Origin of the sequence: Dactylosporangium sp. NPDC006015, assembly GCF_040614215.1 — a bacterium.
Taxonomy (GTDB): Bacteria; Actinomycetota; Actinomycetes; order Mycobacteriales; family Micromonosporaceae; genus Dactylosporangium; species Dactylosporangium maewongense.
The window spans coordinates 139,659-165,513 of record NZ_JBEXUD010000023.1 but is presented as its reverse complement, the minus strand read 5'-3'; the positions used below and the strand labels follow the sequence as shown (position 1 = coordinate 165,513).

Sequence of the window (25,855 nt, the reverse complement as noted above, 5' to 3'; positions counted from 1 at the left end):
CCCGAGTCGCGCAGCGACACCGCGAGCTGCCCGGCGAGCCGAGCGGTGACGGCCTGGACGGTCCCCGCCGGCTCAGCAGGTGCGGCAGGCGCGGCGGGCGCGGCAACGGCGGATGACGGCGGCACGCCGAACGCGGCGAGCACGGTCGTCGCGGCAATCAGCATCGGGACCCTGCCGCGGCGGAACGTGGATGGGTTCACGCAGACTCCTCCATCTCCGGACGCCGACTCGTGATCGACGCTCCTGGATAGACTGATGCAGGTGTCCATCGATGACAATAAATTGTCCGGGGTATCGCCGCGGGTGCCTCGCGGGGCGGCTCGAGATCCCGATCGCTGATTTCGCGACGCCTTGGGCTTGACCAGTTCCAGGAACCTGCGGCGGTGGCTTCCTACCGCCCGAATTCCCGGCGGCCATCGCCATCCCTAACCGGCGGTTGCGCCGTGGTGGCGGGTTCGGTGCGCTCGGGCGACGGTCAGGCCGGGGTGTCGCCCGGCAGGATGTGGCCCAGCGCCCGCAGCGCCTTGCGGAACTCCGGCTCCCGGTCGACGGCCACGGCCAGGTGCCGGTCACCGACCCGCTCGCACAGGCCGCGCAGCCGCCGGTCACCCGCGATCAGGGTCGCCAGCGCCGGATCGGCGCACTCCACCAGGCGGACCACACCAAGGTTGCGGAGTCGCCCGGCGCGGGCCTCGACGTCAGCCAGCAGGGTGGTCACCGGATTGGGTAGCTCATGGGTGGCACGGGCGGTCAGGAACTCGCGTAGCTGATCGAGGTGGTGGCCGGCGTCCAGCATGGCCAGCAGGGTCGCACGGCGCAGTGCCCAGACTCGGTCCGCGGTGCGTTGCGCATACGCGTCGAGCATCAGCCGGTCGGCCGGCGGCAGCTCGCCGGTGACAACGATGTCGAGGTTGGGCAGCACCTTCAGCGCCCCGGCCACCGCCGCATCCGCCGTAGGCGCCTGGTAGCGGCCGGTCAGGCCCAAGGTGTAGGCGCCCAGGGCGTTGAGGCGCACCGCCCGCAGCCCGTCGTAGCGGCTGAGATACTCCAGCTCGTCGGTGCCCCAGTTGCCGCGGAAGTCGTCCCGGGCGCCGGCCGGGTCGGTGTAGTCCAGGTCGAACAGGCCAAGCGTGCCGGCGTACTCGAACAGCACCACCAGGGTGTAGCGGCCCTCTAGGACCGGCCAGTCCGCGAACCCGGCGTAGCCCAGACTGCCGTACTCCCGATCGGTGAGGTACAACCGCCACAACGCCCGTTCGCTGCGCGCCACCGTCGGCGACAACCCGCCGCGGCGCATCCTGTCGAACAGGCCGTCGATCGCCACCCACTCGTCGACCGGACAGCCGGACAGCGCCGCAGCAACCGCCCGCCGGCGGGTCTTCGCCGACGTCAGCGTGTTGGCGGTGCGCTGGCCCTTGATGTGCTCGACCCGGCTCAGCTCGTCGATGACCGCCTTACCGACCCAGGAGCGCCACAGCGCCCGGATCGTCTCTGCCGGCGGCCGGCCCAACGCGACGCGACCCTTCGCGGTCAACTGCAACCGGCCACCGGCCAGTTCGGCGAGCCCACCGGCCTGGATCAGCAGCGGCCAGGCGAACGCCGCGATCGGCTCCGTGGGATAGAAGTCCCCACCGGCCAACACCTCGGCAACCCCCGCAACGGTAGCGGCGGCCGGCCGCTGGGTCCTCTCACTGCAGCGCAGCTTGCCCGCACCGCACAGCTGCAGCACGGCCAGCACATTGGCCAGCGCCTCCGCCCGAGTCGAGCGGACCGTTTCGTCGCCGGCAGCCTGAACGGCATCCGTCACCTCGTTCGCGCCATGCATAGCCGACCACGGTAGGCGCATGCCCAGGACCCGTGATACCTGGGATGGCCGAACACCTCACGCCTTCCCACCGTCCTGCTGCGTGGAGACGTAGGCCCTCCGCCGGAACGTAGCGCACCCACCCGCCAGCCGAGGCCACGACCACCGCATGGCTGAACGGCAGCCTCACCACGTATGACGTTGGCCTCCATCCTGGAGGTGAGCGAGGCTCATGTCGGAAGATGCAATCGAACATTGACCATTGACGATTAGCGTTCTACCTTCTTGACTACCCTTCCAACGGATGCCCCGCCAGGCTTCCGCTCCCCCTCCGGAGGAATCGTGTCTCGCAAGCTGCGCTCCTGGTGTGTGTCACTGGCCGCGGCCGGCGCCCTCCTTGCCGCACCGGTGCCAGCGTTCGCCGGCGGTGTCGTCGACCCGGCCCCGATCGCGCCCAACAACCCCTTCGTCGGTCTGGTCAACGACCAGACCCCCAACGCCACCATCAGGATGGCCTGCTTCGGCCCGGTGCACATCGGACAGACCGGCCATCCGATGGACGGCCAGACCGTCAAGGTGCTCCCGGTGACCGGCCCGACCACCAGCCAGGCCGGCTACACGGGCAGCGCCGCCAATTCGGTGCTGGTGAACTTCGGCCCCGCGTCCAGCACCACCAGCCCGATCGTCCTGCGGACGTGGGCGGTCAGCGCGAAGATCCCGACCACGCTGGTGCTGCCCTGCTACGGCACCGGCACCGGCACCGGCACCGTGACGTTCGCGCCCTACCCGACCAGCGCCACCGCCCGCTCCGCCACGGTGCAGGTCACCTTCGTCGGCCAGCCGTAGACGGAGACGTACGCAGACATCGGACAGGATCGAACGGGCCCCGGCCGGACCGGTCGGGGCCCGTTGCGTGGGACCGCGTCGTCAACTGCAGCAGCACCAGGCAAACCGCGAGGTGGACGTCGTGGCGGCTGACGACCAGCACCGGCACGCGCCAGACGGCATGACGGGGTGGTGGGCTATTGATCGAGTGGTTCTACTGTTCGACACCGACTTTGGCACAGAAATGGCCCGCGGCCGGCGGCACGATGACGGCAGGTACGAGTATCGGGAGATCGTGTCGGACATCGTTACGACCACCGGTGGAGCGCAGGCGTGGATCGAGATGAACCTCTCCGGGTACCTCACCAAGCGGTGCACCGGATGTGGTGTGGACGAGGACGCGGGCTCGATCGCGACCGCACTGCAGTGGCTGACCGAGCACGCTGCCGCTTGCACCACCCGCCGCTAGAGCATCCACACCAAACGCGCCCGGATCTTCTGGCGTGGCCTGCGGAACGGCTGCACCTGGTGGGGACGCGCGCATCCTGCATGTGGACAATCCACGCGGCGGTGTCGAGCTCCATCTGCCGCACCGACGGTAGTGATGGGGGCAGACCTGTGCCTCCTTGTCCGACAGGTACAGCACGCGGCCGCCAGACATGTGGTCCCTACACCACGAACCGCAGCGCCGGGCCATGCCGAGGTCGGCATATCCGCGGCCGTCACCTGGGCCCTCCGGGCTCTGCCGTTCGCCGCGCTGGCCCGGCTGCGCGCCAGCCGCACGATTACCTACCTCAGCACCGTCATGCCGGCCGGGGTCATGGTCATCCTCGCCGCCTACTGCCTGCGCGACCTGCCCCAAGCTCCGCCCCACCGGTTGCTCGCCGTGCTGCTGGCTTTGGCCGCCACCATCGGCCTGCATTTGTGGCGCCGCAACACCCTGCTGAACATCCTCGGCGGCACCGCGTCCACGTTGTCCTGGCCAGTACGGTGCTTACCGGCTGACGGAAGTCTGCGACCAATCCCAAACTGAAGACCCGGCCGGCCGTTGGTGTCCGCTATCGCGCGAGCGGGCAGATGCTGGGCATGCCGAGCTCGATGGCGCCGGGACCTGACTCAGGCAAGTGGCTTGTTGCCGCTTGTCGGCCAGGAACCGCAGGGTCAGGTCGATGCCTTTGAGTCTGTAGGGGTACTGGCAACCATTTGCGCGCACCGGCCTGTTGACGGGCTGAAGGAGGTGGCGAGTGGACGATTTTGAGGAGTTTGTCCGCGCCGCGTGGCCGGGGCTGCTGCGCTCAGCGTGGCTGCTCACTGGCGACTGGCACCGGGCCGAGGATCTGGTGCAGACCGTGCTGGCCCGCGTTTACGGCCGGTGGAAGCGGGTCCGCGACGATGCTCCGCAGGCTTACCTGCGCCGGATGATGGTCACCACATATCTGAACTGGTGGCGCCGTAGGTGGCGGGGCGAGGTGGCCTTCGATGTTCTGCCTGAGCACCCGTCAGGCGACCCGTATAGCGGCTCGGACCTGCGCATCTCGCTGGCAGAGATGCTGGCCAGCCTGCCCCGGCGGCAGCGGGCCGTGCTGATGCTGCGTTTTCACGCCGATCTGACCGAGGCTCAGACGGCGCAGGCGATGGGCATCAGCGTGGGGACGGTGAAGTCCTACACGGCACGTGCCCTGGACAGGCTAAGGGCGAGGCCCGAACTCGTTTCGCTCGTCACCCCGGCATCCGAGGAGGCATCGCCGTGAACGAAACTCACCTGGCAGAGCTGCTGCGCGAGGGCATGCCGATGCCGCCGCGCGCTGCGGTGGACCCGCCGATGAAAGCCATCCGCCATCGCGCACGCCGGCGGCGCGCCGTGGCGGTCTGCACCGCAGCTGTGGTGACGCTGGCGGTGACCGCCATGACCGCGCAGCTGGTGCGGTCCGCGCCGCAGTCCATGCCGCCAGCCCAGCAGCTCACGCCGACCTTCCAGGAGCGCAGCCAGCAGGTGATCGCCGCCTGGCAGGCCTCGGGCGCCGACGCCGCGTGGCGCACGGGGCTGGTGGCGCTGCCGTCGCAGGAACTGACCCGGGTTCCAGCGGCCAGCGCATCGATCTATGTGGACGGTGATCAGTCAGATCTGGCCCAGAAAGCGAAAGCCGCGCTCAGCGATGGGCACTACCGTCTAGCTGGGACACTGCCCAGCATCCAGCCGGGGCAATACGAGATCGACTTTCCTGACGGCGGCAGGCTCACCGTGCCTGTCGTGTCAGCGGCGCAGGCCTACGCGGCGGTAGACCGCGGCGATGGCCCCTGCGCCAACCGCGGCTGCACGCTCACCATCACCGACGCGGTCCTGGGCACGGCGGTGCTGCGCACCTCGCGTGGTCAAATCGACGTACCGGCATGGCAATTCACCGTCACTGAGCTGACCGTGCCCGTGATCCGGATCGCGGTGGCGCCGTCTGCCATCACGATATTGCCCGCCCCCAGCCTGCCACCCGCGGAAGGCATGACCGCAGTGGACTCAGTGACCGTCACCGGCCAGGATCTGACCCTGCACTATCTCGCCGGATGCAACGTCACCGAAACCGGCGCTATCCACGAGACGGGCACCGAGGTCGTGGTCGCGGTAATCGCCACGCCGAAGCCGCCAGGCGACAACGGTGTGTGCCTGGCCATCGGGCGCCCGGCAACAATCACCGTGCACCTGGACGTGCCGCTGGGTAACCGGGTTCTGCTCGACGCGGCACTCAGCGGGCCGGTGCCCGTCCAAACCGGACCCTGACAGCCGCCCACAAGTGCGTGCCCACATTGACGTGGACACGCACCCACCGGCGATCCCCAGCCCGCGGCGATCAGGTGCGTGGGGGCACGCTGGTGAAGGTTTTCAACGGGTGGCGGATGTAGTGGGCCATCCGTGCGGACGCGTCTCGCGCGCCCGCGAGCGTTCACGTGGTGTGCGGGTGATCCGCCACCCGCCACCAGCGGGGATTTCGGTGTTCTGCCGTCGTCGATCAGGTGGGGGTGGCGAACTGACGTCCGGGTTGCCCGTGCTTGAAGCGCCTGCCAGCATGGGCAAGTCCGGTCATCGGTGCGGGCTACCGGTCACGCGGCGCGTTGGCCGCTCCGATTGAGGCGCAGCAAGCCGGGCGAGGGTAGCGCGTCAGTCTTCGCTCATGGGTCCGGCCTCGGCGGCGAGGGGCTTGGATCTCGTCTTCGGTGGCGAGGTCTAGCAGCAACGCCGTGCCATTGGCAGGGGTGCCGCGCGCTTGTGGGTGGCCGGGGGTGTCGCGGTGCGGGTTGTCCGTGTCCGTGTCGCTGCTGTCGGTCGGCGGGGTTGGCTCAGCCGGCGTGGTGTCGCGCTGAGTGGCGCGGAGGTTCAGTCGCCGGTCAGGGATGCGACCGGAGGTGTCGGGGTGGCTGGCAGCCATGTTCCTCCATTGTGGACGTTCAAGGGATTCGGGGAGGTTGTGACCATTGCGGTGCTCCTTCCGGGACCGACGGTGTGAGGGAATGGTTGACGGACCCGTTACGGGTCACGCCCCGTTGGTGGAACTGCTGACAGCGGCCCGCACCATGACGGACGGACCGGCAGATCAGGGGTTCGGAGTTGGCGCGTTCCTGCCGTCCCGTCCAGCACGAGCGAAGCGCAACCACGCGCCGCGTCGCGCGCTGCGCCGCTGCGTTGGCATGACGGTTGACGGGCTCGCTGCGGTGAACGTGGCCGCGTACGGCGCGGCGCCCACGCTGGCACTGACGCCACCCGCCGCCGCCCGCCACCTCGGCGCGGCGGGCGCACCGTTGCCAGCGCCACGCCGCGGGTGCCCGACGACGTGTCGGTCACCGGGTTCGACGACATCGACCTGGCCGCGTTCACCCTGCCGCGGCTGACCACGGTCCGGCAGGACACCGACGCCATCGGCGCCGCCGCGGTCACCACGCTGCTCGACATCATCGACGGCGGGACACCACCACCGATCCTGCTGCAAACCGAGGTCGTCGTCCGCCGCTCGACCGCCGCACCGCGCGCATGACCGCCCCGGCCCGCCCGGCGCCGAGCTCGCCCTCGCCCATCACCGGCGGCAGCCACGTGCTCGCCGCCGCCGCCGACGGACGCCTCGTGCAGCTGCACTGGGGGCCCGGCTCTCCCCCGGCGACGGATCCCGCCTCGGCGAGGCCGCCGCCGTGCCGCCGTACGAGCTGCCGCTGGAGAGCCAGGAGCCACTGCTGGTCGAGGGTGGCCTGCGCTGGGGGGCCGCCGTCGCTGCAGATCGCCTTTCCCGGCGGCGTCCGCTCCCTCGAGCTGAAGCTCGTCGACGACGTGGTCGCCGCCGAGCCCGGCGCACACCGGCTCGACCTGGTGCTCGCCGACACGCACTTCCCGCTCCAGGTCGTCCTGCACCACCGCGTCCGCGAGGACTCCGAGGTCATCGAGCGCTGGGTCACGCTCCGGCACACCGCCGGCAGCGGCGAGCCGCTGCGGATCATCCGCGCCGACTCCGGCAACTGGCTCGTCCCCCAGCTCGACGACTACCGCTACAGCGTCGTCAGCGGCGGCTACTACGCCGAGGGCCAGCTGCGGCGCGGGCGGCTGGCCGACGGGGAGTACCCGCCTCACCAGCCGCACCAGCATCACCGCGCACCACGCCAACCCCCTGGATGATGATCGACGACGGCACCGCCACCGAGGCGCACGGGCCGGTGTGGAGCGTGGCGCTCGCGTGGAGCGGCTCCTGGCGCCTCACCGACCACCGCCAGTTCCAGGGCCGCGCCGCCGTCAGCGCCGGGTTCGGCCACGATGGCCTCGGTTGGCCCCTCGACCCCGGCGCCGAGCTGACCACGCCACCGATCCTCGGCCTCTACACCGGCGGCGGTTTCGGCGCGGCCAGCCGCGGCTGGCACCGGCACGCCCGCACCCACGTGCTGCGCCACCCCGGCGAGGACCGGCCCGTGCTGTACAACTCGTGGGAAGCCGTCGAGTTCGACGTCGACGAGGCCGCACAGCACGACCTCGCCCGCCGCGCCGCGGACCTCGGCGTGGAGCTGTTCGTCATCGACGACGGCTGGTTCAGCACCCGCACCGGCGACCACTCCGGCCTCGGCGACTGGTGGCCCAACCCCGGCCGCTTCCCCGGCGGGCTGGCCGCCGTCGCCGGGCAGGTCCACCGGCTCGGCATGCGGTTCGGCGTCTGGGTCGAGCCGGAGATGGTCAACCCCGACAGCGAGCTGTACCGCGCCCACCCGGACTGGGTCCTGCACTTCCCGCACCGTCGCCGCGACGAGCTGCGCCGCCAGCTCGTGCTCAACTATGCCCGCGCCGACGTGCGCGACTGGGCCCTCGACTGGCTCGACCGGCTCGTCACCGACAACCACGTGGACCACCTCAAGTGGGACATGAACCGCGGCTTCAGCCAGGCCGGCTGGCCCGGACGCGGCGACGCCCAGGACTGGCTGTGGATCGACCACACCCGCGGCGTCTACCAGGTCATCGACCGGTTGCGCGCCCGGCACCCGGCCCTGCGCATCGGGTCCTGGGCCAGCGCCGTGATGCGCCTCAACCGCGCCGGCTGACGCCGGACAGGAACTCGGTGACTACGGCGCGACGCACCAGGCCGGCGAGGCACACGCCGTGCTCGGCCGCACCGTGTTCGACACCGTCAAGGCCACCACCGTGGCCGCCGCACGCGTCAAGACGGTCGTACCACAGTTCCGCCCGGTCAACGGCGGCTGAATCATCAGGGCCGCCGGTCATCGCCGCAATATCGATGATACTCAACAGAACGGTGCGGTTCTGCGATACTGCGCCGATGGATGGCGCGACTGTCCCGCAACGGCGGCTCGGCAAGACGGCATGGTGGACCATCGCCGGGATCGCGGCGGTGGTCGTAGCCCTGGTGGTGCTGGCCGTCGCGGCACTCGGCGGCGGCACGCCGGCCGGGCGCAACGAGGCCGCGAACACCTCCGCGCCCGGCTCGGCCGCCGCCACGCGGACGGCGACCGCCACGGCGACGGCGGGGGCATCCGGCCCGTCCACGGCGGGCGGGCCCGGGGCGACGGTCACGACCGGCCCCACCGGCACAGGCACGGCCGGCTCACAAGGCGCGCCGAACGGGACGCTCGACCTGTGCGCCGCCGTCGACTTCGGGCCGGTCGCCGGCCTGGGCACGGCCGCGACACAGCCGGCCGCCGGGGACCACACCGACAAGTCGGACTACACGGCGTACACCTGCGATCGGCCCTTCACCGGCGACGGCCTGCAGATCGCCGCGGACGTCACGGCCCTCGTGGGTGTCGATGTCACGGGCACGTCCCGGCGCTTCGCCGACGCGCGGGCGAACGCGCCCGCGGGCGCGGCGGACATCACCGGCGTCGGCTCGAGCGCGTTCGGCTACCAGATCGGCGACGGCACGGCGCGTACCTACCAGCTGTGGGCGCTCGACGGCCGCACGCAGCTTGGCGTGCGGCTCAAGGTGACCTCGGCCGCGGCCGGATCGCCGGGCACGGATCGCCTGCGGGACACGGCCGCCGCGGTCGCGCGGTCGGCGATCGCCCGGCTGCACACGTGAACAGACCCTGCCGGCGGGCGCACCCGCCGGCAGGGTTTCCCCATCCACCCAGAATCAGTTGTTGTCGACGAAGGTACGAGCGAGGTTCTGGCCGAGCGTCACCGCGTTGTTGTGGTTCTCGATCGGGGAAACCCGCTGCGAGCCCTGAAACACGATGTAGGTCACGCCGGAGTCGGTGCCGCCGTTGCTCGGGTCGGGGTTGATACCCAGCGAATTGGCGGTCGCATAGGACGATTCCCCGATGATTGCCGTGGGCCCGGTGTCACCGACCACGGCGTAGAGCACCTGGTTGTTGTAGATGACGGCGACGACCGTGCCGCAGCCGATCTGGTAGTTGGTGTAGTTCCAGGTCGAGCTGGGGCTGGGGACCACGACGTACGGCAGCTGCGCCGCGTTCAGCGGGCTGTCGCCCGACGTGTGGCAGAAGGTGTCCGCCTGGAAGCAGCAGTCCGTGTTCTCGTTGCACTGTGTGGTGCGCACGCCGTCGCAGTCGATGTCCATGTCGGCCTTCCAGAACACCGCGCCCGTCTTCTGGCACACGGCGATGGTCGCGCTCGACACGTCCTCGTCCGTCTTGTACTTGCCGTTGGAGATCTGGTTGCACGTGTTCACCTTGGCCAGCAGGTCGGCCGCGGTCGGCGCGCCGCCACCACCGCCGGAGGCGCCGAAGCGCAGCCGGTCCACGTTCGGGCCGCCGTTGCTCGTCGTCGCCGTAGCACGGATCGTGTTGGTGCCGGCGTTGAACGTCGCCGTGAAGCTCTGGTCCGCCCAGGTGTCCCAGGTGCCGGTGCCGTTGAACGCCTGGTTGGAGGCGACGGTCGTGCCGTTGACGGCGATGGTCATCGGCCGGTTGACCGTCGTGCCGTTGGCGTAGCGGATGGTGAAGTCCACGCTGCCGGCCGCCGACGCGCTGACTGTCCACTCGACGTACGCGCCGGCCACGTTGGTGTAGTCGACGAACCCCGTGCCGGTGTAGCCGGTGTGGTTGGTCGCGACCGCGGCCTGGTTCAGCGTCGCGTTCTCGGCCTGGTAGTCCGTGAACGTCGACGCGGCGACCTCGAAGTCCAGGTAGTCCAGGTTCGCCGGGCCGTTGGCCGTGGTGGCCGTGACGCGGATGGTGTTGGCGCCCGCGTTCACCGGCGCCGTGATCGTCTTGTTGGCCCAGGTGTCCCAGTTGGTGGTGCTGTTGAACGCCGTCGCGGCGGCGACCACGGTGCCGTTCACCGCGATGTCGGCGGGCCGGCCGGCGGTGGTGCCGTTGGAGTAGCGGATCGTGATCGTGGCCGAGCCTGCACTGCCGGCGTTGACCGTCCACTGCGTGTAGCTGCCGACGGCGTTGTCGTTGTTCACGAAGCCGGTACCGGAGAAGTTCAGGTGGTTCGACTCCACCACGCCCTGCGAGATCGTCGCGCTCTCCGCCTCGTAGCGGGTCGCGGCGGCGCTCGCCGGTGCGGCGGGGATCAGGACACCGAGCCCGAGCCCCGCGATGCCGAGCATCGCGAGCATGGCCCGCTGTCTGCGTTTGCCCATTGGCTCCCTCCCTGACTGAGATGCAACTGTCAGGCAACCTTACTGACAGATAGGAATCGATGTTAGGACCGCACACGAACCGAGGTCAACCCACAGCCTTCAACAACGTTGCGCGTCTTGACCGCGCCTGAGCCACGCGCCTAGCATCGAGAGCCATTAAATAGTAAGACTATTTAACAGTTCACCTACCCCGGCCCGCCCGTCCATCACCCGGGAGGCGTCATGCTGCTCAAAACCCGAACCCGTTCCCCGTTGCGCCTGCTCGTCGCGGCGGCCACGGCGGTCGCGCTGGCCGGCAACGGCGCGGCACCGGCCGTGGCCCACCCGGCGGCGGCCGCACCGAGGGCCGCCGTCCAGGTCTCCGCCGCGCCCGGCGAGTCGACCGCGATCCCCGGCTTCGCCGTCCAGTCGTCCGGCCGGACCAGCGACACCGGCGGCACCATCTCGCAGCCCGGGTATGCGGCCTCGGGCTGGTACGCGGTGTCGGCCCGCTCGACCGTGCTCGCCGGCCTGCTGCAGAACAACGTGTACCCCGACCCGTTCTACTCCACCAACATGAAGTCGATCCCCACCGCGGACTTCACCGTGCCGTGGTGGTACCGCGCGGACTTCACGCTCGGCTCCGAGGCCGGGCTGCACACGTTCGTCGACGTGACCGGCGTGCTGTCCAAGGCCGACGTCTGGGTCAACGGCACCCAGGTCGCCACGAGCGCCACGATCGCCGGCGCCTACACCGACCATGAGCTGGACCTGACCGCGATCGTCCACAGCGGCGTCAACAGCGTCGCCATCAAGGTGTACCCGAACGATCCCAACCGCGACCTCACCATGGGGTGGATCGACTGGGTGCAGACACCGCCGGACAAGAACATGGGCATCGTCCGCGATGTGACGCTGCGCCGGTCCGGCACGGTGGCGCTGCGCAACGCGCACGTGGTGACGAGGCTCAGCACGCCGGCGCTGGACAGCGCGACGCTGACCGCGAAGGCTGACGTGCGCAACGACTCCGCCGTCGCGGTCACCGCGACGGTCTCCGGCACCGTCGCCGGCAACGCCCTGTCGCAGTCGGTGAGCCTGGCCGCGCACGAGACGAAGACGGTCACCTTCGGCCAGGTGACGCTGGCCAATCCGCAGGTCTGGTGGCCGGCCGGCATGGGTGGGCAGCCGCTGTACGACCTGCACCTGACCGCATCGGTCGGCGGAACGGCCGGCGACGCCGCGTACGAGCGGTTCGGAGTGCGTGACGTGAAGGCGCCGCTGGACGCCAGCGGGCACCGGCGGTACACCATCAACGGACGCCCGCTGCAGATCCGCGGCGGCGGCTGGTCGCCGGACCTGTTCCTGCGGTGGAATCCCGGCTACGTCGAGGACAAGCTGCGCTACGCGCTCGACCTCGGGCTCAACACGATCCGCCTCGAGGGACACATCGAGGCGAGCGAGTTCTTCGACCTGACCGACCAGTACGGCATCCTCACGCTGCCCGGCTGGGAGTGCTGCGACAAGTGGGAGGGCCAGGTCAACGGCGGCGAGCCGGGCGACGCCTGGACGTCGGCCGACTACCCGATCGCGAAGGCGTCGATGGCCGCCGAGGCCGCCCGGCTGCGCGACCACCCGAGCGTCATCTCGTTCCTCATCGGCAGCGACTTCGCGCCCGACGCGACCATCGAGAAGAACTACATGGACGCGCTGAGTGCGGCCGACTGGTCGACCCCGGTCATCGCCGCGGCGGCGGACCGCTCGGCGCCGCTGACCGGCCCGTCGGGGATGAAGATGACCGGGCCGTACGACTGGATCCCGCCGAACTACTGGTACGACAAGGCGCACTCGGACAGCGGCGGTGCCTGGGGCTTCAACGGCGAGACCAGCGCCGGGCCGGACGTGCCGACCATGGACACGCTCAAGCGGATGATGTCCACGAGCGAGCTGAACACGCTGTGGCAGAGCCCGAACGCGACGCAGTACCACCGCTCGCCGTCGAGCACCTTCAACAACTTGAAGATCTTCGACAACGCCATCACTGGCCGCTACGGGACGCCGGCCGGCCTGGACGACTACGTACGCAAGGCGCAGCTGGCGCAGTACGAGAACGTCCGGGCGCAGTTCGAGTCCTACCGGCGCAACTTCACCGACTCGTCGAACCCGGCCGACGGCGTCATCTACTGGATGCTCAACAGCGGTTGGACCTCGCTGCACTGGCAGCTGTTCGACTACTACCTGGACCAGAACGGCGCGTACTACGGCGCCAAGAAGGCCAACGAGCCGCTGCACGTGCAGTGGTCCTACGACAACCGCTCGGTCGTCGTGGTCAACCAGCGGCACGGCTCGGCGAGCGGCCTGACCGCCAAGGTGAACCTGTACAACCCCGACGGCACCGAGGTGTTCGCCCAGACGTCGGCGTCGCTGACGGTGCCGGGCGACGGCGGGCGGGCCACGGCGCTGACCGTGCCGTCCTCGATCAGCGGCATCGCCAGCACCTACCTCGCCAGGCTGGTGCTGCTCGACTCGTCGGGCGCCGAGGTCAGCCGCAACGTCTACTGGCTGTCGACCGCGGCGGACACGGTCGACTGGGCGAACAACGACTGGTATTACGCGCCGACGACCAGCTACGCCAACCTCAAGGGCCTGTCGGGCATGGCGCAGGTGCCGGTGTCGGCGACCGCGTCGTCGACAGAGGCGGGCGGCGTCACGACGACCACCGTCACGCTGCGCAACACCTCGACGGGCAAGACGCCGGCGTTCTACGTCGACGCGCACGTGGTCGGCGCGGCCGGGAAGCCGGTGCTGCCGATCCAGTGGAACGACAACGAGATCAGCCTGTGGCCGGGCGAGTCGAAGACGCTGACGGCGAAGTACCGCACGAGCGACCTGGCCGGCGCGGCCCCGTCGGTGCGGGTCTCGGGTTGGAACGTGGCGACCCAGACGGTGCCGGCCGGCGGTAGCGGCGGCCCCGACACCGAGCCGCCGAGCGTGCCGGGCAACCTGCGCAGCACCTCGGTCGCCGCGGGCGCGGTCGGCCTGGTCTGGGACGCGTCGACGGACAACACCGGGGTCACCGGCTACGACGTCTTTCGCGACGCAAGCCCGCTCACCACGGTGAGCGGCACGACGGCCACCGACACGACCGTGGCCCCGGGGACCACCTACACCTACACCGTCCGGGCGCACGACGGTGCGGGCAACAACTCCGGGATGAGTAACGCGGCCAGCGTGACGACGCCGGCCGGGCTCGTGCGGTACGAGGCGGAGAAGGCCACGATCTCGCAGGGCACGGTCGCGACCAACCACACCGGCTACTCGGGCACCGGCTTCGTCGACTACACCAACGTCGCCGGCAGCTACGTCCAGTGGTCGGTGACCGCACCCGCGGCAGGCACCGCGACGCTCACCTTCCGCGTCGCCAACGGCACGACCGCCAACCGGCCGATGGACATCGCCGTCAACGGCACCGTCGTCGCCGCCGGCGTCGCCTTCAACCCCACCGCGAGCTGGGACACCTGGCAGGACGTGACCGTGACGGTACCGGTGACCGCCGGCACCAACACCGTCCGCGCAACAGCCACCACCGCCAACGGTGGACCGAATGTCGACTACCTCAGCATCCGCTGAGCTCTTCCTCGATGGAGGATCGATGAGAAGAACCAGACTGGCGGCCGCCGCCGGACTCCTGCTCTTGCTACCGATGGTGATCGCGACGGCCGCCGGCGCCGCGTCGACCCGGTATGAGGCGGAGGCCTGCACGATGTCGGCCGGCACCGTGGACACGAACCACGCCAACTACAGCGGCACCGGATTCGCCAACGGTGACAACGCCGTCGGCAACTACCTCGAATGCACCGTCGCCGCAGCCAACGCCGGCCCCGGCACCTTCGTCATCCGCTACTCCAACGGCAGCACCGGCAACCGCCCCGCCGACATCAGCGTCAACGGCACCACCGTCGCCGCAGCCGCCGCGTTCGACCCAACCACCAACTGGGACACCTGGGCCGACAAAACCGTCACCACCAACGTCAACGCCGGAACCAACAAAATCCGGATCACCGCGACCACCGCGCTGGGCAACCCCAACCTCGACTACGTCGACTTCAGCGTCGCCGCAGCATTCACCGACTACCAAGCCGAAACAGCCACCATCTCCCAAGGCACGGTCGCCACCAACCACACCGGCTACACCGGCACCGGCTTCGTCGACTACACCAACATCGCCGGCAGTTACGTCGAGTTCCAGGTCAGCGCGGCAGCAGCCGGAACCGCGCAACTGAGCTTCCGCTACGCCAACGGCACCACCATCAACCGACCGATGGACATCACCGTCAACGGCAACTCCGCCGCCTTGGACCTGACCTTCGGCGCCACCACCAACTGGGACACCTGGGCCGATCAGAGCATCTCGGTCGCACTCAACGCCGGCACCAACACCGTCCGGGCCACCGCCACCACCACCAACGGCGGACCGAACCTCGACCGGCTACGCGTCACCGGCCAGACCGACTCCACCGCCCCGAGCACACCCGGCCAGCCCAGCTGCGCGAACATCACCGAGAACAGCCTCGACCTGACCTGGGGCGCCTCCACCGACAACGTCGCCGTCACCGGCTACGACATCTACCACGACGGCAACCTCCTGGCCCAGTCCACCGGCACCGGCAAGACCCTGACCGGGCTCACCCCCAACACCGAATACCGGCTGTCCGTCTTCGCCCGCGACGCCGCCGGCAACGTGTCACTGTCCAGCGCCCAGGCCATCTGCACCACACTGCCCAGCAGCGACACCCAGGCCCCGACCGCGCCCACCAACCTCACCTTCTCCAAGGTGACCACCGGCAGCGTCTCACTGGCGTGGGGCGCCTCCAGCGACAACGTCGGCGTCGTCGCCTACGACATCCGAGCCGGCACCACCACAGTCACCTCGGTCAACGGCACCCCACCCGCAACCACCACCACCGTCACCAGCCTGGCCTGCAACACGCCCTACACACTCAACGTCGTCGCCCGCGACCTCGCCGGCAACGTCTCGACCCAGAGCAACACCGTCACCTTCACCACCGCCTCCTGCAGCGGCGGCGTGCCCTCAGCCATCTCCACCTACTCGACCGGCTGGACCATCCCCTGGGGCACCTACTTCGCCCCCGACGGCCAGTCCGCGCTGATCACCGAACGCGACGACAAAGTCGCCGCCGGACAGTTCCGGGTGTACAAACTCAACACCACCGGCGGCAGCAAGACCCTGGTCGGCACCGTCCCCAACGTCGTCACCACCAACGGCGAAGGCGGACTGCTCGGCGTCGCCTTCGACCCCAACTGGGCCACCAACCACTTCGTCTACTTCATGCACACCGCCTCCGAAGGCAACCGCATCGCCCGCATGACCTACAACGGCAGCACCCTCACCGGATACACCACCCTGGTCACCGGAATCGCCAAAAACCGCTACCACAACGGCGGCCGGCTCGCCTTCGGCCCCGACGGATACCTCTACGCCACCACCGGCGACGCCCAAACAGGCAGCAACGCCCAAAACAAGAACTCCCTCAACGGCAAGATCCTGCGGATGAAGACCGACGGCACCCCAGCCCCCGGCAACCCGTTCGGCACCCTCATCTACAGCTACGGCCACCGCAACCCACAAGGCATCGCCTGGGATTCCCAAGGCCGGCTCTGGGAAGCCGAGTTCGGCAACTCCATGTTCGACGAACTCAACCTGATCAAACCCGGCCTCAACTACGGCTGGCCCACCTGCGAAGGCACCTGCAGCACCGCCGGCATGGAAAACCCCAAACGGCAGTGGTCCGTCGACCAGGCCTCACCCAGCGGCATCGCCATCGTCCGCGACGTCGTCTACATGGGCGCCCTGCGCGGCGAACGTCTCTGGCGCATCCCCATCCTCACCGGCGAATCCACCGGCACCCCCAGCGCCTACTACGTCGGCACCTACGGCCGCCTCCGCACCGTCACCAAAATCCCCGGCGCCGACGCCTTCTGGCTCAGCACCACCAACTGCGACAACAACGGCGGCGCCAGCAACGGTTCCGACCGGATCCTCAGGGTCACCGTCGCCTGATCGTCCGGGCCGGGCGGCCGCGGGTCCGGCGCCCCGCGGCCGCCCGCCCGGACCCCTTCCAGGGGTACGTGATGGCGGTAACGATCAAGGACATCGCCCGGGCGGTCGGTTGTCTCGACGTCGACGGTGAGCCGGGCACTGGCCGGCTCCGACCTGCTGCCGACCGGCACCCGCCGGCGGATCGAGCAGGCGGGTGACGATCGCGGCTACCACCCCAACCGGGTTGCGCGCGCTGAGCACCGGGCGCACCGGCAACGTCGGGCTGCTCGTGCCGACCTGCTCAACCCGTACTTCGCCGCCGTGGTCAAGGGCGTGACCGCGCCGTCGGCGATCAGGGCCGCGCGAGCGCCGGCAGTCTCGCTTCCGAAGGACAGCGCGGCGAGGCTCAGTCCGAGCTTGTTGAGGATGGAAGCTCACAGATCCCGGCGGCGCTCCACGTGTTGGCCTCGAATTGGTTGGCTCCGAAGTGTTTGGGCCTTGGACCATGGACGGCCGATGACGTCCCAAGCGCTGAGTCAGCTCACTCCGCGGGCCCGAGAGATTGTGCAGCCCGCGAGAGCTTCTCGAGCGGGAAGGCCCTGACGCGCTGTCGATGCGTCGCCTCGGCGCCCACCTCGGAATCCGCGCCTCGTCGATCTACGAACACGTCCGCGACAAGCAGGCGCTGGAGGCCGCGCTGATCTCAGTGGGCTTCGAGGAACAAGCCGAACTGTTCACCCGGGCCGTCGACCGGTCCGACGATCCGATCGCCTCCCTCACCGCCGCGTACCGCGACTTCGCCTGCCGCCAGCCGAACCTGTACCGGCTGATGACCGAAAGGCCCCTACGTCGCGACCTGATCACTCCCGGCGTCGAGGAGGCAGCCGCGATGCCGCTGGTCAACGCAACAGGCGGCGATCTCGAACGAGCGCGGGCCATCTGGGCCTTCGCGCACGGGATGGTCATCCTCGAGCTGAACCATCGATTCCCACCCCACGCCGATGTCGACACCACATGGCGCAACGGAGTCGACGCGTTCCGCGGCACGCCCTGATACGCGGCGCCGCCACCCACCGACCAGACGCGAGTGCACCGACCGGATGTTCATCGCTGGCGAACGACACCTGACCAGGGTCCTGACCGAATATATACCGAGCACTACAACGGCCACCGGCCACACCGATCGCTCGGCCAGCGACCACCGAACCCACCATCGCAGGTCGTCGACCTCACCGCCGCCCGGGTCCAACGGCGTCCGATCCCCGGCGGCCTGATCAACGAATACTCGCAGGCAGCGTAGCCGAGTCTGATTTACGAGCCCCACAGGCTCGGGCTGGCCACAGCGGTGGCGAGCATTGTGGCGTTCACCGTCTTCCACGTGCAGCCCTTCGGCAGGCTCGCCGTCTCCGACATCCGGGAAGTCGGGTCAGCGCGGGTCATGCATCGACATTTATATATGTCTGCTATCATGGTGCGGATGCTGCGGTTGCCGCCTCTCGCCGGCCTGATGGCCGATCCCGACGTCGACACCACCGATGACGCGCGGATGCTCGACCGCTACCTGCGGTCCGGGCACGCCCTGCCACCGCTGCCAATGTCGATCGGCGACCCCTACCTGCTCGGTGGGGCGCTGCCGGCCGGGCTGGCGGCGTACGAACAGCAGGCGCCGCAGCACCTCGCAGGATACAGCCGGACGCCGGCCGGCCTGCCCGAGGCGCGCCAGTCGATCGCGGCGGACACCGTGCGGTCCGAGCGACTGGACCGGCACGCGAGCCCCGGTGCGGACTTCGACCTGCATCTCACCTCCGGCACCGGCACCCGCGGCATCATGGGCGACTTCGCCCGGCACCTGCTCGACGCCGACGGCGACGGCCGGACCCCGGCGGTGTTGTGCGCCTACCCGACGTGGGACTACGCCGGCGTCTTCGAGCCGCTCGGCTACGAGATGGCGTACTGGCCCTTGCGCGCCGAACACGCCTGGATCCCCGACCCCGCCGACATCGAGCATGCGCTGGCCGGGATCGACGCCGACCCCGGCCGACGGCTCGCGCTGGTCGTGGTGAACACCCAGCACAACCCGACCGGCGCGACCTGGCCGGAGAGCGTGCTGGCGACGCTGTTCGAGGCCGCCACCGCCCGCGGCGCGGGAATCCTGCTCGACGACGCCTACCGCCGGGTCGTGACCAACGACGCCGACGAGGTCTCCGCGCCGGCGACCCTGCTCGGGTACTTCGTACGCGCCGACGCGCCGGAGCGGGCACGGCGCCGGTGGTGCCGCGTGGAGTCGTTCGGCAAGGTGTTCGCCTGCAACGACTGGGGCATCGGCAGCGTCATGGCCCACCCCGAGACGTTGCGCGCCATCGCACGGCACACCATCCAGTGGGCCTTCCCACGCGGGGCGCGGCGGCAGTGGGCGATCGCGCGCTGGCTGGGCGACCCCGCGTGCGCCCGCTACCTCGCCGGGCAGCGCGCCGCTTTCGGCCACCACCGGTCCCTGTGGGCCAAATCGCTGGTCGGGCTGGGTTGGCCGCGGGAGCTCACCGCCACCGGGACCGCGACGCCGTACTTCCTGGTCGCAGTACCGCCCGCGTTCCGCACCCGGCCGGACGGCGTCGACGCCTGGCGCCGCGACCTGCTGGACCGCGCCGGGCTGCTGTTCTCGCACGCGTCGATCACGATCGACGGCACCGACGCCGGCGTGCCGTTCCTGCGGGCGTACCTGGGCGGAGGCGAGGACGTCGTCGTGGAGGCGATCCGGCGGCTCGAAGACGCCGAGATCCGCTACTACTGAACGTTCACGTGGGAACGCACTCGACGACGTCGACCTGCGGCAGCCGGGTCGCGGGCTCGCGGATCGCCAGGCCCGAGCCGTGGACGAGTGCTGCCAACTCGCTCATGGTGCGGTTGCCGCCGCCGGTGAACGAGAACACCAGCAGGTCGTCGAGGACCGCCGACTGTGCGCGTGGCGTTGCTGTGGGCCGGTCGGGGACGATCTGCTCGAGGATCAGCAGGCGGCTCCCGTCGCCCATCGCCGCCCGGCACGACCTCAGCAGCGCGGTCGCCTCCGCGTCGCCCCAGTCCTGCAGAACGTACTTCAGCAGGTACATGTCGTGCCCGGCCGGGACGCCCGCGAAGAAGTCGCCGGTGACGACCGCGCACCGGTCCGCCACACCTTCCGCGTCGAGGAGCCGCTCCACCGCCGGCCGCACCTCGGCCCGCTCGAAGACGGCGCCGCGCAGGTGCGGCCAGGCGCGCAGCAGCCGGGTCAGCATCCGGCCGTCGCCGCCGCCGATGTCGACGACGGAGGACACGCCCGAGAAGGCGTACGCGCGGGCGAGCTCGTCGCCGATGCCGACGGAGTTTGCGGACAGGTCGCGCACGAACAGCTCCCCGAGCGGCGGACGGTCGCCGAAGAACTCGTACATCGTGCGCTTGTGCGCCGCCTCGAACGCGCAACCGCCGTCGAGCAGCGCGGTGCCGAGCCCTTCGAAGACCCGGAACAGGTCGGGGTGGCCGAGCTGCAGCGACCGGTGGTGGAGCGAGCCCGGCGTGTCCCGGCGCAGCAGCGGGGTCAATGGCGTCTGCCGCAGCTCGCCAGCGTCGTCGATGGCGAGCAGGCCGAACGCCGCCCAGGCCCGCACGATACGCAGCAGGTTGGGCAGGTCGACGCCGGTGTCCCGCGCGAGGTCCTCAGCGCTTCGGGGGCGCTCGGCCACGAGGTCGGGCAGCCCGAGGCCGACGCCGACCGAGACGACCTGAGTCGTGATGGCGCCGGACAGCAGGGACAGGACGGCGGTCGTACCGGTGAAGTCGGTCCGGCTAAGCAACTGACACCCCGTGGGTCTCGGCGTGGCTGCTGCGGGTCTCGGCATTGCCGCGGATCTGGCCGTGGCTGCGGGTCTGGGCTGCCTGGCCGGCGTGCGCTTCGGCGCGGGCCGCCCACAGCTGCGGGAACGGCGTGCGCAGCCGGCTCGTCAGGTATTCGAGGCCGGTGGTGCCGCCCGTGCCCGAGCGGCTACCGGTCATCCGGGTGACGACGTGGAGGTGGGTCGTCTGCCAGTTCCAGACTCCCTGTGCTAGCTCGGCGAGGGCCTGGGACATCCGAAACATTGGGTCGCCGCGCAGCCCCCCGGCGACCAGCTCGGCCAGGTCGCGACCGGAACGGTCGAGCAGCCGCAGGTAGCCATCGAAGAGCGGGCCCGGCCCGTCGCCGTTCAGGCCGAGGATCGTCCGCAGCCGGTGGAAGTGCGCGGACTGGGCGCCGCTCGCCGTGCCGAGCCGCTGCCGGAACGCGGCGAAGCACTCGACCGGCAGTCGCCCGAGGAGCTCGGCCTGCTGACGCAGTGTCACCATGCAGTCGCTAGCCCGGCCCACGCTCTCGAGCCAGTCCTCGACGTCGCCGTCCGTCATGGCCAGGCAGTCGACCGCGGCGTCGAGCTCAAGGATTACCTGTCGCAACAGTAACTCGCTGCATTGATGTACGACAATGAAGAAGTGCTCCGCACGGAACGTCCTGGGGTCGTCCGGCGGAGCGAGCGGATGCTGCAGCGACATGAGCTCCGGAATTCGGAGATAGCCGGCGTAACTTGGGCGCTCCGTGGCCGGATGCAGGTGCGAATACACGATTCAGCAGGACCTTCCCGTCTCCGTTGACCGCCCACGATACCTGAGCCACAACTCCGGGACAAGATGTCTGCGAGTTTTTCAATTGCCGTCCATCAATGAATATCTCTCGGGATTGAGCAGCCAAATACCGTTCGGAAACCCGGTTTGGCTACGCTGCCTGAGAATAGTCGTTGACCAGTCCATTGAGGACTTTCCGTCGTCGGACCCGGACCGTGGCGAGATCGGTGACCGGTGCGGGTAATGTCTCGAGCGCTGGAGGACGCTGGTCGCGTCCCCGGGCTGGTCGGTGTTGTTGTCATGCGCGACGTATGCCGCCAGGGTGGTGAGCAGAAGCCGCGGGTTGCAGATCAGGATCCGTCCAGGCACTCACGGCGCACCATGCGCACCCACCGTTCGGCGTAGGCGTTCGCCCGCGGGCCACGATGATGCCCTCAGCGAATCCCACTGGGGGTCAGTCTTCAGGAAGCCGCGACACTACGAACTGCGGAACCCGGGTAAAGGAGTCTGCGATTCAGCCCGATCGGACCAAACGACGTCCACAATGGACGATCAGCAAGAAGTCCGTGCGGTCATCCGGGTCCTCACCAAGCGTCGGGTTCGGCGACATGGCAGCACTGCCCGAGCCGGACATTGCGCAGGCGCCCGACGAGGCCCGACCCGCCCTTCCCGATCGACCTGGCGCCGCAGCACCAGCAGCTCAGCGAGCGTCGCGGACTCACCGCGGGCGTCCTGCGGCAGCCATCCGAGAACTCGCACTGCGCTCAGGTACAGCCGTCGAACGAACACGTCCGCCATCCTGTGCCAGCATCACAAACAGCAGCTCACACCCGTGCCAAAACTTGTCGCACAGGCCATCGCCCGCTTCGGATGGGTAGCTTGTGCCGGTGGTTGCACCTGCCGGACAGGTTCCGGGATGCCGCCACTCGACAACAGCGCGTTGATCACCGTGGACAGCAGGTGCCGCATCAGATCCGGCGACGCGTCGCCCAGTGCTTGGCCGAGCAGGCCGGCAGGGTCGATGATGTGAGGTGCGGTCATCGTGACGGTCCCTTTCGAGAGTGCTGTGAGAGGTTCACTCGAAAGATCACGCGACGACCGCGCCCGTGTCCAGCCCCCGATGAGGCCGTCCACCGATCACGCCAACCGCGTTACACCACTATCAGGGACGCCACTTCGAACACGATTACTGTTGTGACGACAGCTCAGCGGACGTGCCCGCCCGAGTTGCGGGCTCGAGCGGTGGCATTGTGTCGCACGGCGGAACCGAAGCGGGTGATTTCGCCAACTGGTCCGACAGTTTGGCGTAGAGAACGCTGTTCGCAGTGCGACGGTGTAGCTGCGTCCGTTCCCTACGATCCAAGCTTCCAGGCGGCTACTCGTTGCCGGTGCTTTGACGCGGAGCTCGCCACGGAGAAAGTTGTGGCCCCCGGAGACTACAACGCTCCTCGTTCGCCGATGACACATGGCTCTATTTGCGTATTCAGCACCTCGAGCTAAGGACCTTCTGTGAGTGGCAACACGAGACTCAGCATCCTCCGTCCACACGATCTGCTGATCCTCGACTTCGAGCTGGTCAATCTGGAGATCTCAGCCGATGGGGCAGCGCTGGTGCCCCAGGACGCGGCGGCGGGCGCCTTCGTCGTCGTGCATTTCCCCCCACAGGCGTTGGCGGAGACTGTCTGGGCAAACGCGGTGGGGGTCAATCCACCTATCCGCACTGCCATGACGGGCCCCACCCGCCTGGTGTTCCGGATCCCCGACGGCGCCACCGTTCCGCTGACGACGGATCATCTGCTCGCGTGGGAGCACTGGAAGCCGGTGTTGGCCCCGATAGCGCTGCCGCGCGGCACGGCGCCGGATGCCGCTATTCCGCCGCCTGCCCTCCCGGTCGCGATGGAGACAGCCATCGAGTTTCCCTGGCGGCTGGTGCTTTCGCCGGACGTCATGGGGCGATGGCGGACGGACAATGGCGCCAATGCGGCGCAGCTTCACCAGTTGTGGTGCGCGGTTCTGTACACAGTGGACGGTGATGGCGTGGTCGAGTCCGCCGATGTGCGCGCGCTCGCCGCTCTGGCCGGTCCGGAGCCTTTCGACACCTCACTTGATGCCAGCCGACGGCGGCAGATCGTCCAGCTCAGCTCCAATTTCCAGCTACCGCTCCCGTCAAGCGCCGGTGCGCCGTTCTTCACGCCCGTCCCGCTCCGCGCCAAGCGCCTCGAACTAACCACGTTAGGCGCCAACGCCGAGCTCGAGGCCGGCTGGGACTTCCCGCTGATTCCACCGGACCAGCCCGAATTCATGCCGTGGGACCTGCGCAGCTACCAGCACACCACCGCCCTGGGACGGGACCATCTCGTGCGGACCGTGGCCGTGGGGTACCTCTGTGGCACCGGACACCGTGCCGTGATCATCGAGACCATCGAAAGGCTGCCCACCAATCCCAGAGTGGTGGGCCACAGCCCATCCGGTGGTGGGCTCTTCGGCGCGACGGGCTACCTGCTCGGGACAACTCTTGAGGTGGTGCTACTACAGCCCGTGGTCGACTACGGCCCCCTGGCCGCTTCCTTCGCCCACGGCGGCCGCGAGATGCCGCTAAGGAGCATCCGGATCACCACGACGTCCGCACGGATCGCACCACGGGAACACGTGGAAGAAGAACCGTTCTGGCTGCGGGATCCGGATGGGCAGAAACTCATGTTCCACGCCGTCGGCACGGACATCGCGAAGAGTTTCGTGGACTTCTCACTCCCACTGATGTTCGTCCCGTACGGCCAGATCGGCGAGCATCGACGTATCCGTGAGGTTTTTGACAACCTGACCTTTACCGATGCAAGCACCATCGATCTCGCTGGCCAGGCCGTGACCTATGCCCCACCCGGGGACAAGGCTGGCTCCACGGTTTTGAAAACGGGCAGCGTCCGCTATGACATCGAGCAGCCGCCGCATGAAGCGGATCCGCAGCCGGCGCATGCTATGAAGGTCGCTGGGGCGCCACCGTCGTATGTACCACGTTTTCTTCCTCGCGTCGCCTCCCTAATGGCCTCTGTCCCCGCGGTGGACGACCTTCTTGGCACCTGCCAGCAGCAGGAGCTCGTCCTAGCCTCGGTATACCTGGAGCACGATATCGATGGCGACGACAACCGCGCGCAGACCTTCGTAAGTTTTGTTCAGGATCTACCGCTAGCGCTTTCCAGCCAGCGCGGCGGCGGGCTGGTCAGCCCCACGTCGGTGGCGAAGGCGCTGTCTCGGAGCCTAGGCCCGGTTTCCGCGCCGAAGGAGCTGCAGGATCGCAAGGTGGACCTCTCGGCCTTCGCGAAGACGAGACTCCTGGGTACCATCCCGCTGCTTGACCTGCTCCCCGGCGATCTCCCTTTCGACGACGCCGCGGCCGCCGACACACCGGTCTCCCAGCAACAGTTGGACGATCCGGACTTCACCCTCAATCCGCCACGCCTCACCACCCGCCGCCAAGCGGACCTGGTCGAGACCCGCTTCCTCTGGAAGCCGCCACTCCGGAAACAGCCGGTTGGCCTTCCGCCCTCCCTCACCCCGCCGTTCCTCACCATCGACCTGCGCGGTGCGGATCTGCTGCTCGACGCCACCACCCGCTCGGCCCGCGGCGGCGAGACCAGCTCTGCCGTCACCGGCCGGCTCCGTAACGCAACGATGCAGTTCGTCGATGCCCTAGCTGTGACGATCGGAAGCCTCTGTTTCCATGCCGAGAGCGGCAAGAAGATGGATGTCAGAGCCGCGGACGTGCGGATCGTCTTTGAAGGTCCGCTGGCCTTTGTGAACTCCCTGCAGAGCATCCTGCCCGCGGACGGCTTCGACGATCCACCGTCGGTGACCGTGGACGCCCAAGGCGTCGTGGCTGGCTACACCCTCGGCGTGCCTAGCATCGGGGTAGGTGTGTTCAGCCTGCAGAACATCGCGTTGTCTGCCGCGCTGTCCATTCCGTTCACCGACCGCCCGGCGGGTGTGCGCTTCGCAATCTGCGAACGACACAAGCCGTTGCTGATCTCCGTGAGTCTGTTCGGCGGAGGCGGCTTCTTCGCCGTCGGCGTGAGCGCCTTGGGCCTGGAGCAGGTAGAGGCCGCCCTCGAGTTCGGTGGCAACATCAGCCTCAACCTCGGCATCGCCTCCGGAGGCGTAACCGTGATGGCCGGAATCTATTTTGGCATGAAGGGCAGCAGCGTCGAACTCACCGGCTATCTGCGCTGCGGCGGCTACCTCGAGGTGCTCGGGCTCATCTCCATCTCCCTTGAGTTCTATCTCGCCTTCACCTACCACCAGAAGGCCGGCAACGGCAGCGAGGTGTGGGGGCAGGCGAGTCTCACGGTGTGCGTGAAGATCGCCTTCATCAGCAAGTCCGTCACCCTCTCCGTCGAACGCCGCTTCGCCGGGTCCGGCGGCGATCCGAGCTTCGCACAGTCGGTGTCACCGTCCGCGTGGGCTGGCTACCTACAGTCCTTTGCCTGA

22 protein-coding genes are annotated in these 25,855 nt (G+C 69.0%); 15 read left to right on the top strand and 7 right to left on the bottom strand.

Going from position 1 to position 25,855, the window contains the following annotated elements:
- Both ABZ321_RS34070 and ABZ321_RS34065 read right to left on the bottom strand, forming a co-directional pair.
- On the bottom strand, positions 1–200 hold a 200-nt coding region (locus ABZ321_RS34070; protein WP_354899040.1), incomplete at its 3' end, for a hypothetical protein.
- Between the two features lie 275 nt (positions 201–475).
- Positions 476–1,825, bottom strand: a complete 1,350-nt coding sequence (locus tag ABZ321_RS34065) for a helicase-associated domain-containing protein (RefSeq protein ID WP_354899037.1) — start codon at positions 1,823–1,825, stop codon at positions 476–478.
- 321 nt (positions 1,826–2,146) lie between these two features.
- Between ABZ321_RS34065 and ABZ321_RS34060 the strand changes: the two genes are divergently transcribed.
- The 8 genes from ABZ321_RS34060 to ABZ321_RS34025 all read left to right on the top strand — a co-directional run bounded on the left by ABZ321_RS34060 (position 2,147) and on the right by ABZ321_RS34025 (position 8,188).
- Positions 2,147–2,650, top strand: coding sequence for a hypothetical protein (locus ABZ321_RS34060; RefSeq protein ID WP_354899034.1), 504 nt, complete (start codon positions 2,147–2,149; stop codon positions 2,648–2,650).
- A 121-nt stretch (positions 2,651–2,771) separates the two neighbouring features.
- Positions 2,772–3,098 (top strand): hypothetical protein, encoded by a 327-nt coding sequence (locus ABZ321_RS34055; protein WP_344505266.1) that lies wholly within the window; start codon positions 2,772–2,774, stop codon positions 3,096–3,098.
- A 135-nt stretch (positions 3,099–3,233) separates the two neighbouring features.
- Entirely contained in the window at positions 3,234–3,662 is a 429-nt protein-coding gene (locus ABZ321_RS34050) for an AzlD domain-containing protein (protein WP_354899031.1), read from the top strand.
- A gap of 211 nt (positions 3,663–3,873) precedes the next feature.
- Positions 3,874–4,380, top strand: a complete 507-nt coding sequence (locus tag ABZ321_RS34045; protein WP_344505270.1) for a SigE family RNA polymerase sigma factor — start codon at positions 3,874–3,876, stop codon at positions 4,378–4,380.
- Positions 4,377–5,402, top strand: a complete 1,026-nt coding sequence (locus ABZ321_RS34040; RefSeq protein ID WP_344505272.1) for a hypothetical protein — start codon at positions 4,377–4,379, stop codon at positions 5,400–5,402. The genes ABZ321_RS34045 and ABZ321_RS34040 overlap by 4 nt, the downstream gene beginning before the upstream one ends.
- Before the next feature lie 1,036 nt (positions 5,403–6,438).
- On the top strand, positions 6,439–6,651 hold the full coding sequence (locus tag ABZ321_RS34035) for a substrate-binding domain-containing protein (RefSeq protein WP_354899028.1): 213 nt from the start codon (positions 6,439–6,441) through the stop codon (positions 6,649–6,651).
- The gene (locus ABZ321_RS34030) at positions 6,648–7,280 is read left to right on the top strand and encodes a glycoside hydrolase family 36 N-terminal domain-containing protein (RefSeq protein WP_354899025.1); all 633 of its coding nucleotides are present in this window, start codon (positions 6,648–6,650) and stop codon (positions 7,278–7,280) included. Before ABZ321_RS34035 ends, ABZ321_RS34030 begins: the two co-directional genes overlap by 4 nt.
- Positions 7,277–8,188, top strand: coding sequence for an alpha-galactosidase (locus tag ABZ321_RS34025; RefSeq protein ID WP_354899022.1), 912 nt, complete (start codon positions 7,277–7,279; stop codon positions 8,186–8,188). The genes ABZ321_RS34030 and ABZ321_RS34025 overlap by 4 nt, the downstream gene beginning before the upstream one ends.
- Here ABZ321_RS34025 and ABZ321_RS34020 read toward each other — a convergent pair.
- A complete protein-coding gene (locus ABZ321_RS34020; protein ID WP_354899019.1) occupies positions 8,172–8,393 on the bottom strand; it encodes a hypothetical protein in 222 nt (73 codons plus the stop codon). The two genes, ABZ321_RS34025 and ABZ321_RS34020, sit on opposite strands and share 17 nt — an antisense overlap.
- Positions 8,394–8,424: 31 nt before the next feature.
- Between ABZ321_RS34020 and ABZ321_RS34015 the strand changes: the two genes are divergently transcribed.
- Entirely contained in the window at positions 8,425–9,183 is a 759-nt protein-coding gene (locus ABZ321_RS34015) for a hypothetical protein (protein WP_354899016.1), read from the top strand.
- Between the two features lie 54 nt (positions 9,184–9,237).
- Here ABZ321_RS34015 and ABZ321_RS34010 read toward each other — a convergent pair whose 3' ends face one another.
- Positions 9,238–10,713 (bottom strand): glycoside hydrolase family 75 protein, encoded by a 1,476-nt coding sequence (locus ABZ321_RS34010; RefSeq protein ID WP_354899013.1) that lies wholly within the window; start codon positions 10,711–10,713, stop codon positions 9,238–9,240.
- A 222-nt stretch (positions 10,714–10,935) separates the two neighbouring features.
- Between ABZ321_RS34010 and ABZ321_RS34005 the strand changes: the two genes are divergently transcribed.
- From ABZ321_RS34005 to ABZ321_RS33985, 5 genes are all read left to right on the top strand, one after another.
- Complete coding sequence (locus ABZ321_RS34005) at positions 10,936–14,319, top strand: carbohydrate-binding protein (protein WP_354899010.1); 3,384 nt, start codon at positions 10,936–10,938, stop codon at positions 14,317–14,319.
- Positions 14,320–14,341: 22 nt separating this feature from the next.
- Positions 14,342–16,771, top strand: a complete 2,430-nt coding sequence (locus ABZ321_RS34000; RefSeq protein WP_344505282.1) for a PQQ-dependent sugar dehydrogenase — start codon at positions 14,342–14,344, stop codon at positions 16,769–16,771.
- A gap of 126 nt (positions 16,772–16,897) precedes the next feature.
- The gene (locus ABZ321_RS33995) at positions 16,898–17,353 is read left to right on the top strand and encodes a hypothetical protein (protein WP_354899007.1); all 456 of its coding nucleotides are present in this window, start codon (positions 16,898–16,900) and stop codon (positions 17,351–17,353) included.
- The gene (locus tag ABZ321_RS33990; protein ID WP_354899004.1) at positions 17,313–17,804 is read left to right on the top strand and encodes a TetR/AcrR family transcriptional regulator; all 492 of its coding nucleotides are present in this window, start codon (positions 17,313–17,315) and stop codon (positions 17,802–17,804) included. The genes ABZ321_RS33995 and ABZ321_RS33990 overlap by 41 nt, the downstream gene beginning before the upstream one ends.
- A 423-nt stretch (positions 17,805–18,227) precedes the next feature.
- The gene (locus tag ABZ321_RS33985) at positions 18,228–19,541 is read left to right on the top strand and encodes a pyridoxal phosphate-dependent aminotransferase (protein WP_344505289.1); all 1,314 of its coding nucleotides are present in this window, start codon (positions 18,228–18,230) and stop codon (positions 19,539–19,541) included.
- Positions 19,542–19,545: 4 nt separating this feature from the next.
- On the opposite strand, the gene ABZ321_RS33980 is transcribed toward ABZ321_RS33985, so the two are convergent.
- The 3 genes from ABZ321_RS33980 to ABZ321_RS33970 all read right to left on the bottom strand — a co-directional run bounded on the left by ABZ321_RS33980 (position 19,546) and on the right by ABZ321_RS33970 (position 22,414).
- On the bottom strand, positions 19,546–20,577 hold the full coding sequence (locus ABZ321_RS33980) for a methyltransferase (RefSeq protein ID WP_354899001.1): 1,032 nt from the start codon (positions 20,575–20,577) through the stop codon (positions 19,546–19,548).
- The gene (locus ABZ321_RS33975) at positions 20,570–21,373 is read right to left on the bottom strand and encodes a tryptophan 2,3-dioxygenase family protein (RefSeq protein WP_344505293.1); all 804 of its coding nucleotides are present in this window, start codon (positions 21,371–21,373) and stop codon (positions 20,570–20,572) included. The genes ABZ321_RS33980 and ABZ321_RS33975 overlap by 8 nt, the downstream gene beginning before the upstream one ends.
- An 810-nt stretch (positions 21,374–22,183) precedes the next feature.
- On the bottom strand, positions 22,184–22,414 hold the full coding sequence (locus ABZ321_RS33970; RefSeq protein ID WP_344505708.1) for a hypothetical protein: 231 nt from the start codon (positions 22,412–22,414) through the stop codon (positions 22,184–22,186).
- 468 nt (positions 22,415–22,882) lie between these two features.
- Here ABZ321_RS33970 and ABZ321_RS33965 point away from each other — a divergent pair, with 468 nt between their 5' ends.
- Positions 22,883–25,855: a hypothetical protein gene (locus tag ABZ321_RS33965; protein WP_354898998.1), complete on the top strand. Its 2,973-nt coding sequence runs from the start codon at positions 22,883–22,885 to the stop codon at positions 25,853–25,855.

Excerpts from the sequence above, each read along its gene's own strand:
- ABZ321_RS34010 (WP_354899013.1), bottom strand. The coding sequence starts at position 10,713 with ATGGGCAAACGCAGACAGCGGGCCATGCTCGCGATGCTCGGCATCGCG.
- ABZ321_RS34030 (WP_354899025.1), top strand. The coding sequence starts at position 6,648 with ATGACCGCCCCGGCCCGCCCGGCGCCGAGCTCGCCCTCGCCCATCACC.
- ABZ321_RS34025 (WP_354899022.1), top strand. The coding sequence starts at position 7,277 with ATGATGATCGACGACGGCACCGCCACCGAGGCGCACGGGCCGGTGTGG.
- ABZ321_RS33970 (WP_344505708.1), bottom strand. The coding sequence starts at position 22,414 with ATGACCGCACCTCACATCATCGACCCTGCCGGCCTGCTCGGCCAAGCA.
- ABZ321_RS33985 (WP_344505289.1), top strand. The coding sequence starts at position 18,228 with ATGCTGCGGTTGCCGCCTCTCGCCGGCCTGATGGCCGATCCCGACGTC.
- ABZ321_RS34015 (WP_354899016.1), top strand. The coding sequence starts at position 8,425 with ATGGATGGCGCGACTGTCCCGCAACGGCGGCTCGGCAAGACGGCATGG.
- ABZ321_RS34005 (WP_354899010.1), top strand. The coding sequence starts at position 10,936 with ATGCTGCTCAAAACCCGAACCCGTTCCCCGTTGCGCCTGCTCGTCGCG.
- ABZ321_RS34050 (WP_354899031.1), top strand. The coding sequence starts at position 3,234 with ATGGGGGCAGACCTGTGCCTCCTTGTCCGACAGGTACAGCACGCGGCC.
- ABZ321_RS34000 (WP_344505282.1), top strand. The coding sequence starts at position 14,342 with ATGAGAAGAACCAGACTGGCGGCCGCCGCCGGACTCCTGCTCTTGCTA.
- ABZ321_RS34065 (WP_354899037.1), bottom strand. The coding sequence starts at position 1,825 with ATGCATGGCGCGAACGAGGTGACGGATGCCGTTCAGGCTGCCGGCGAC.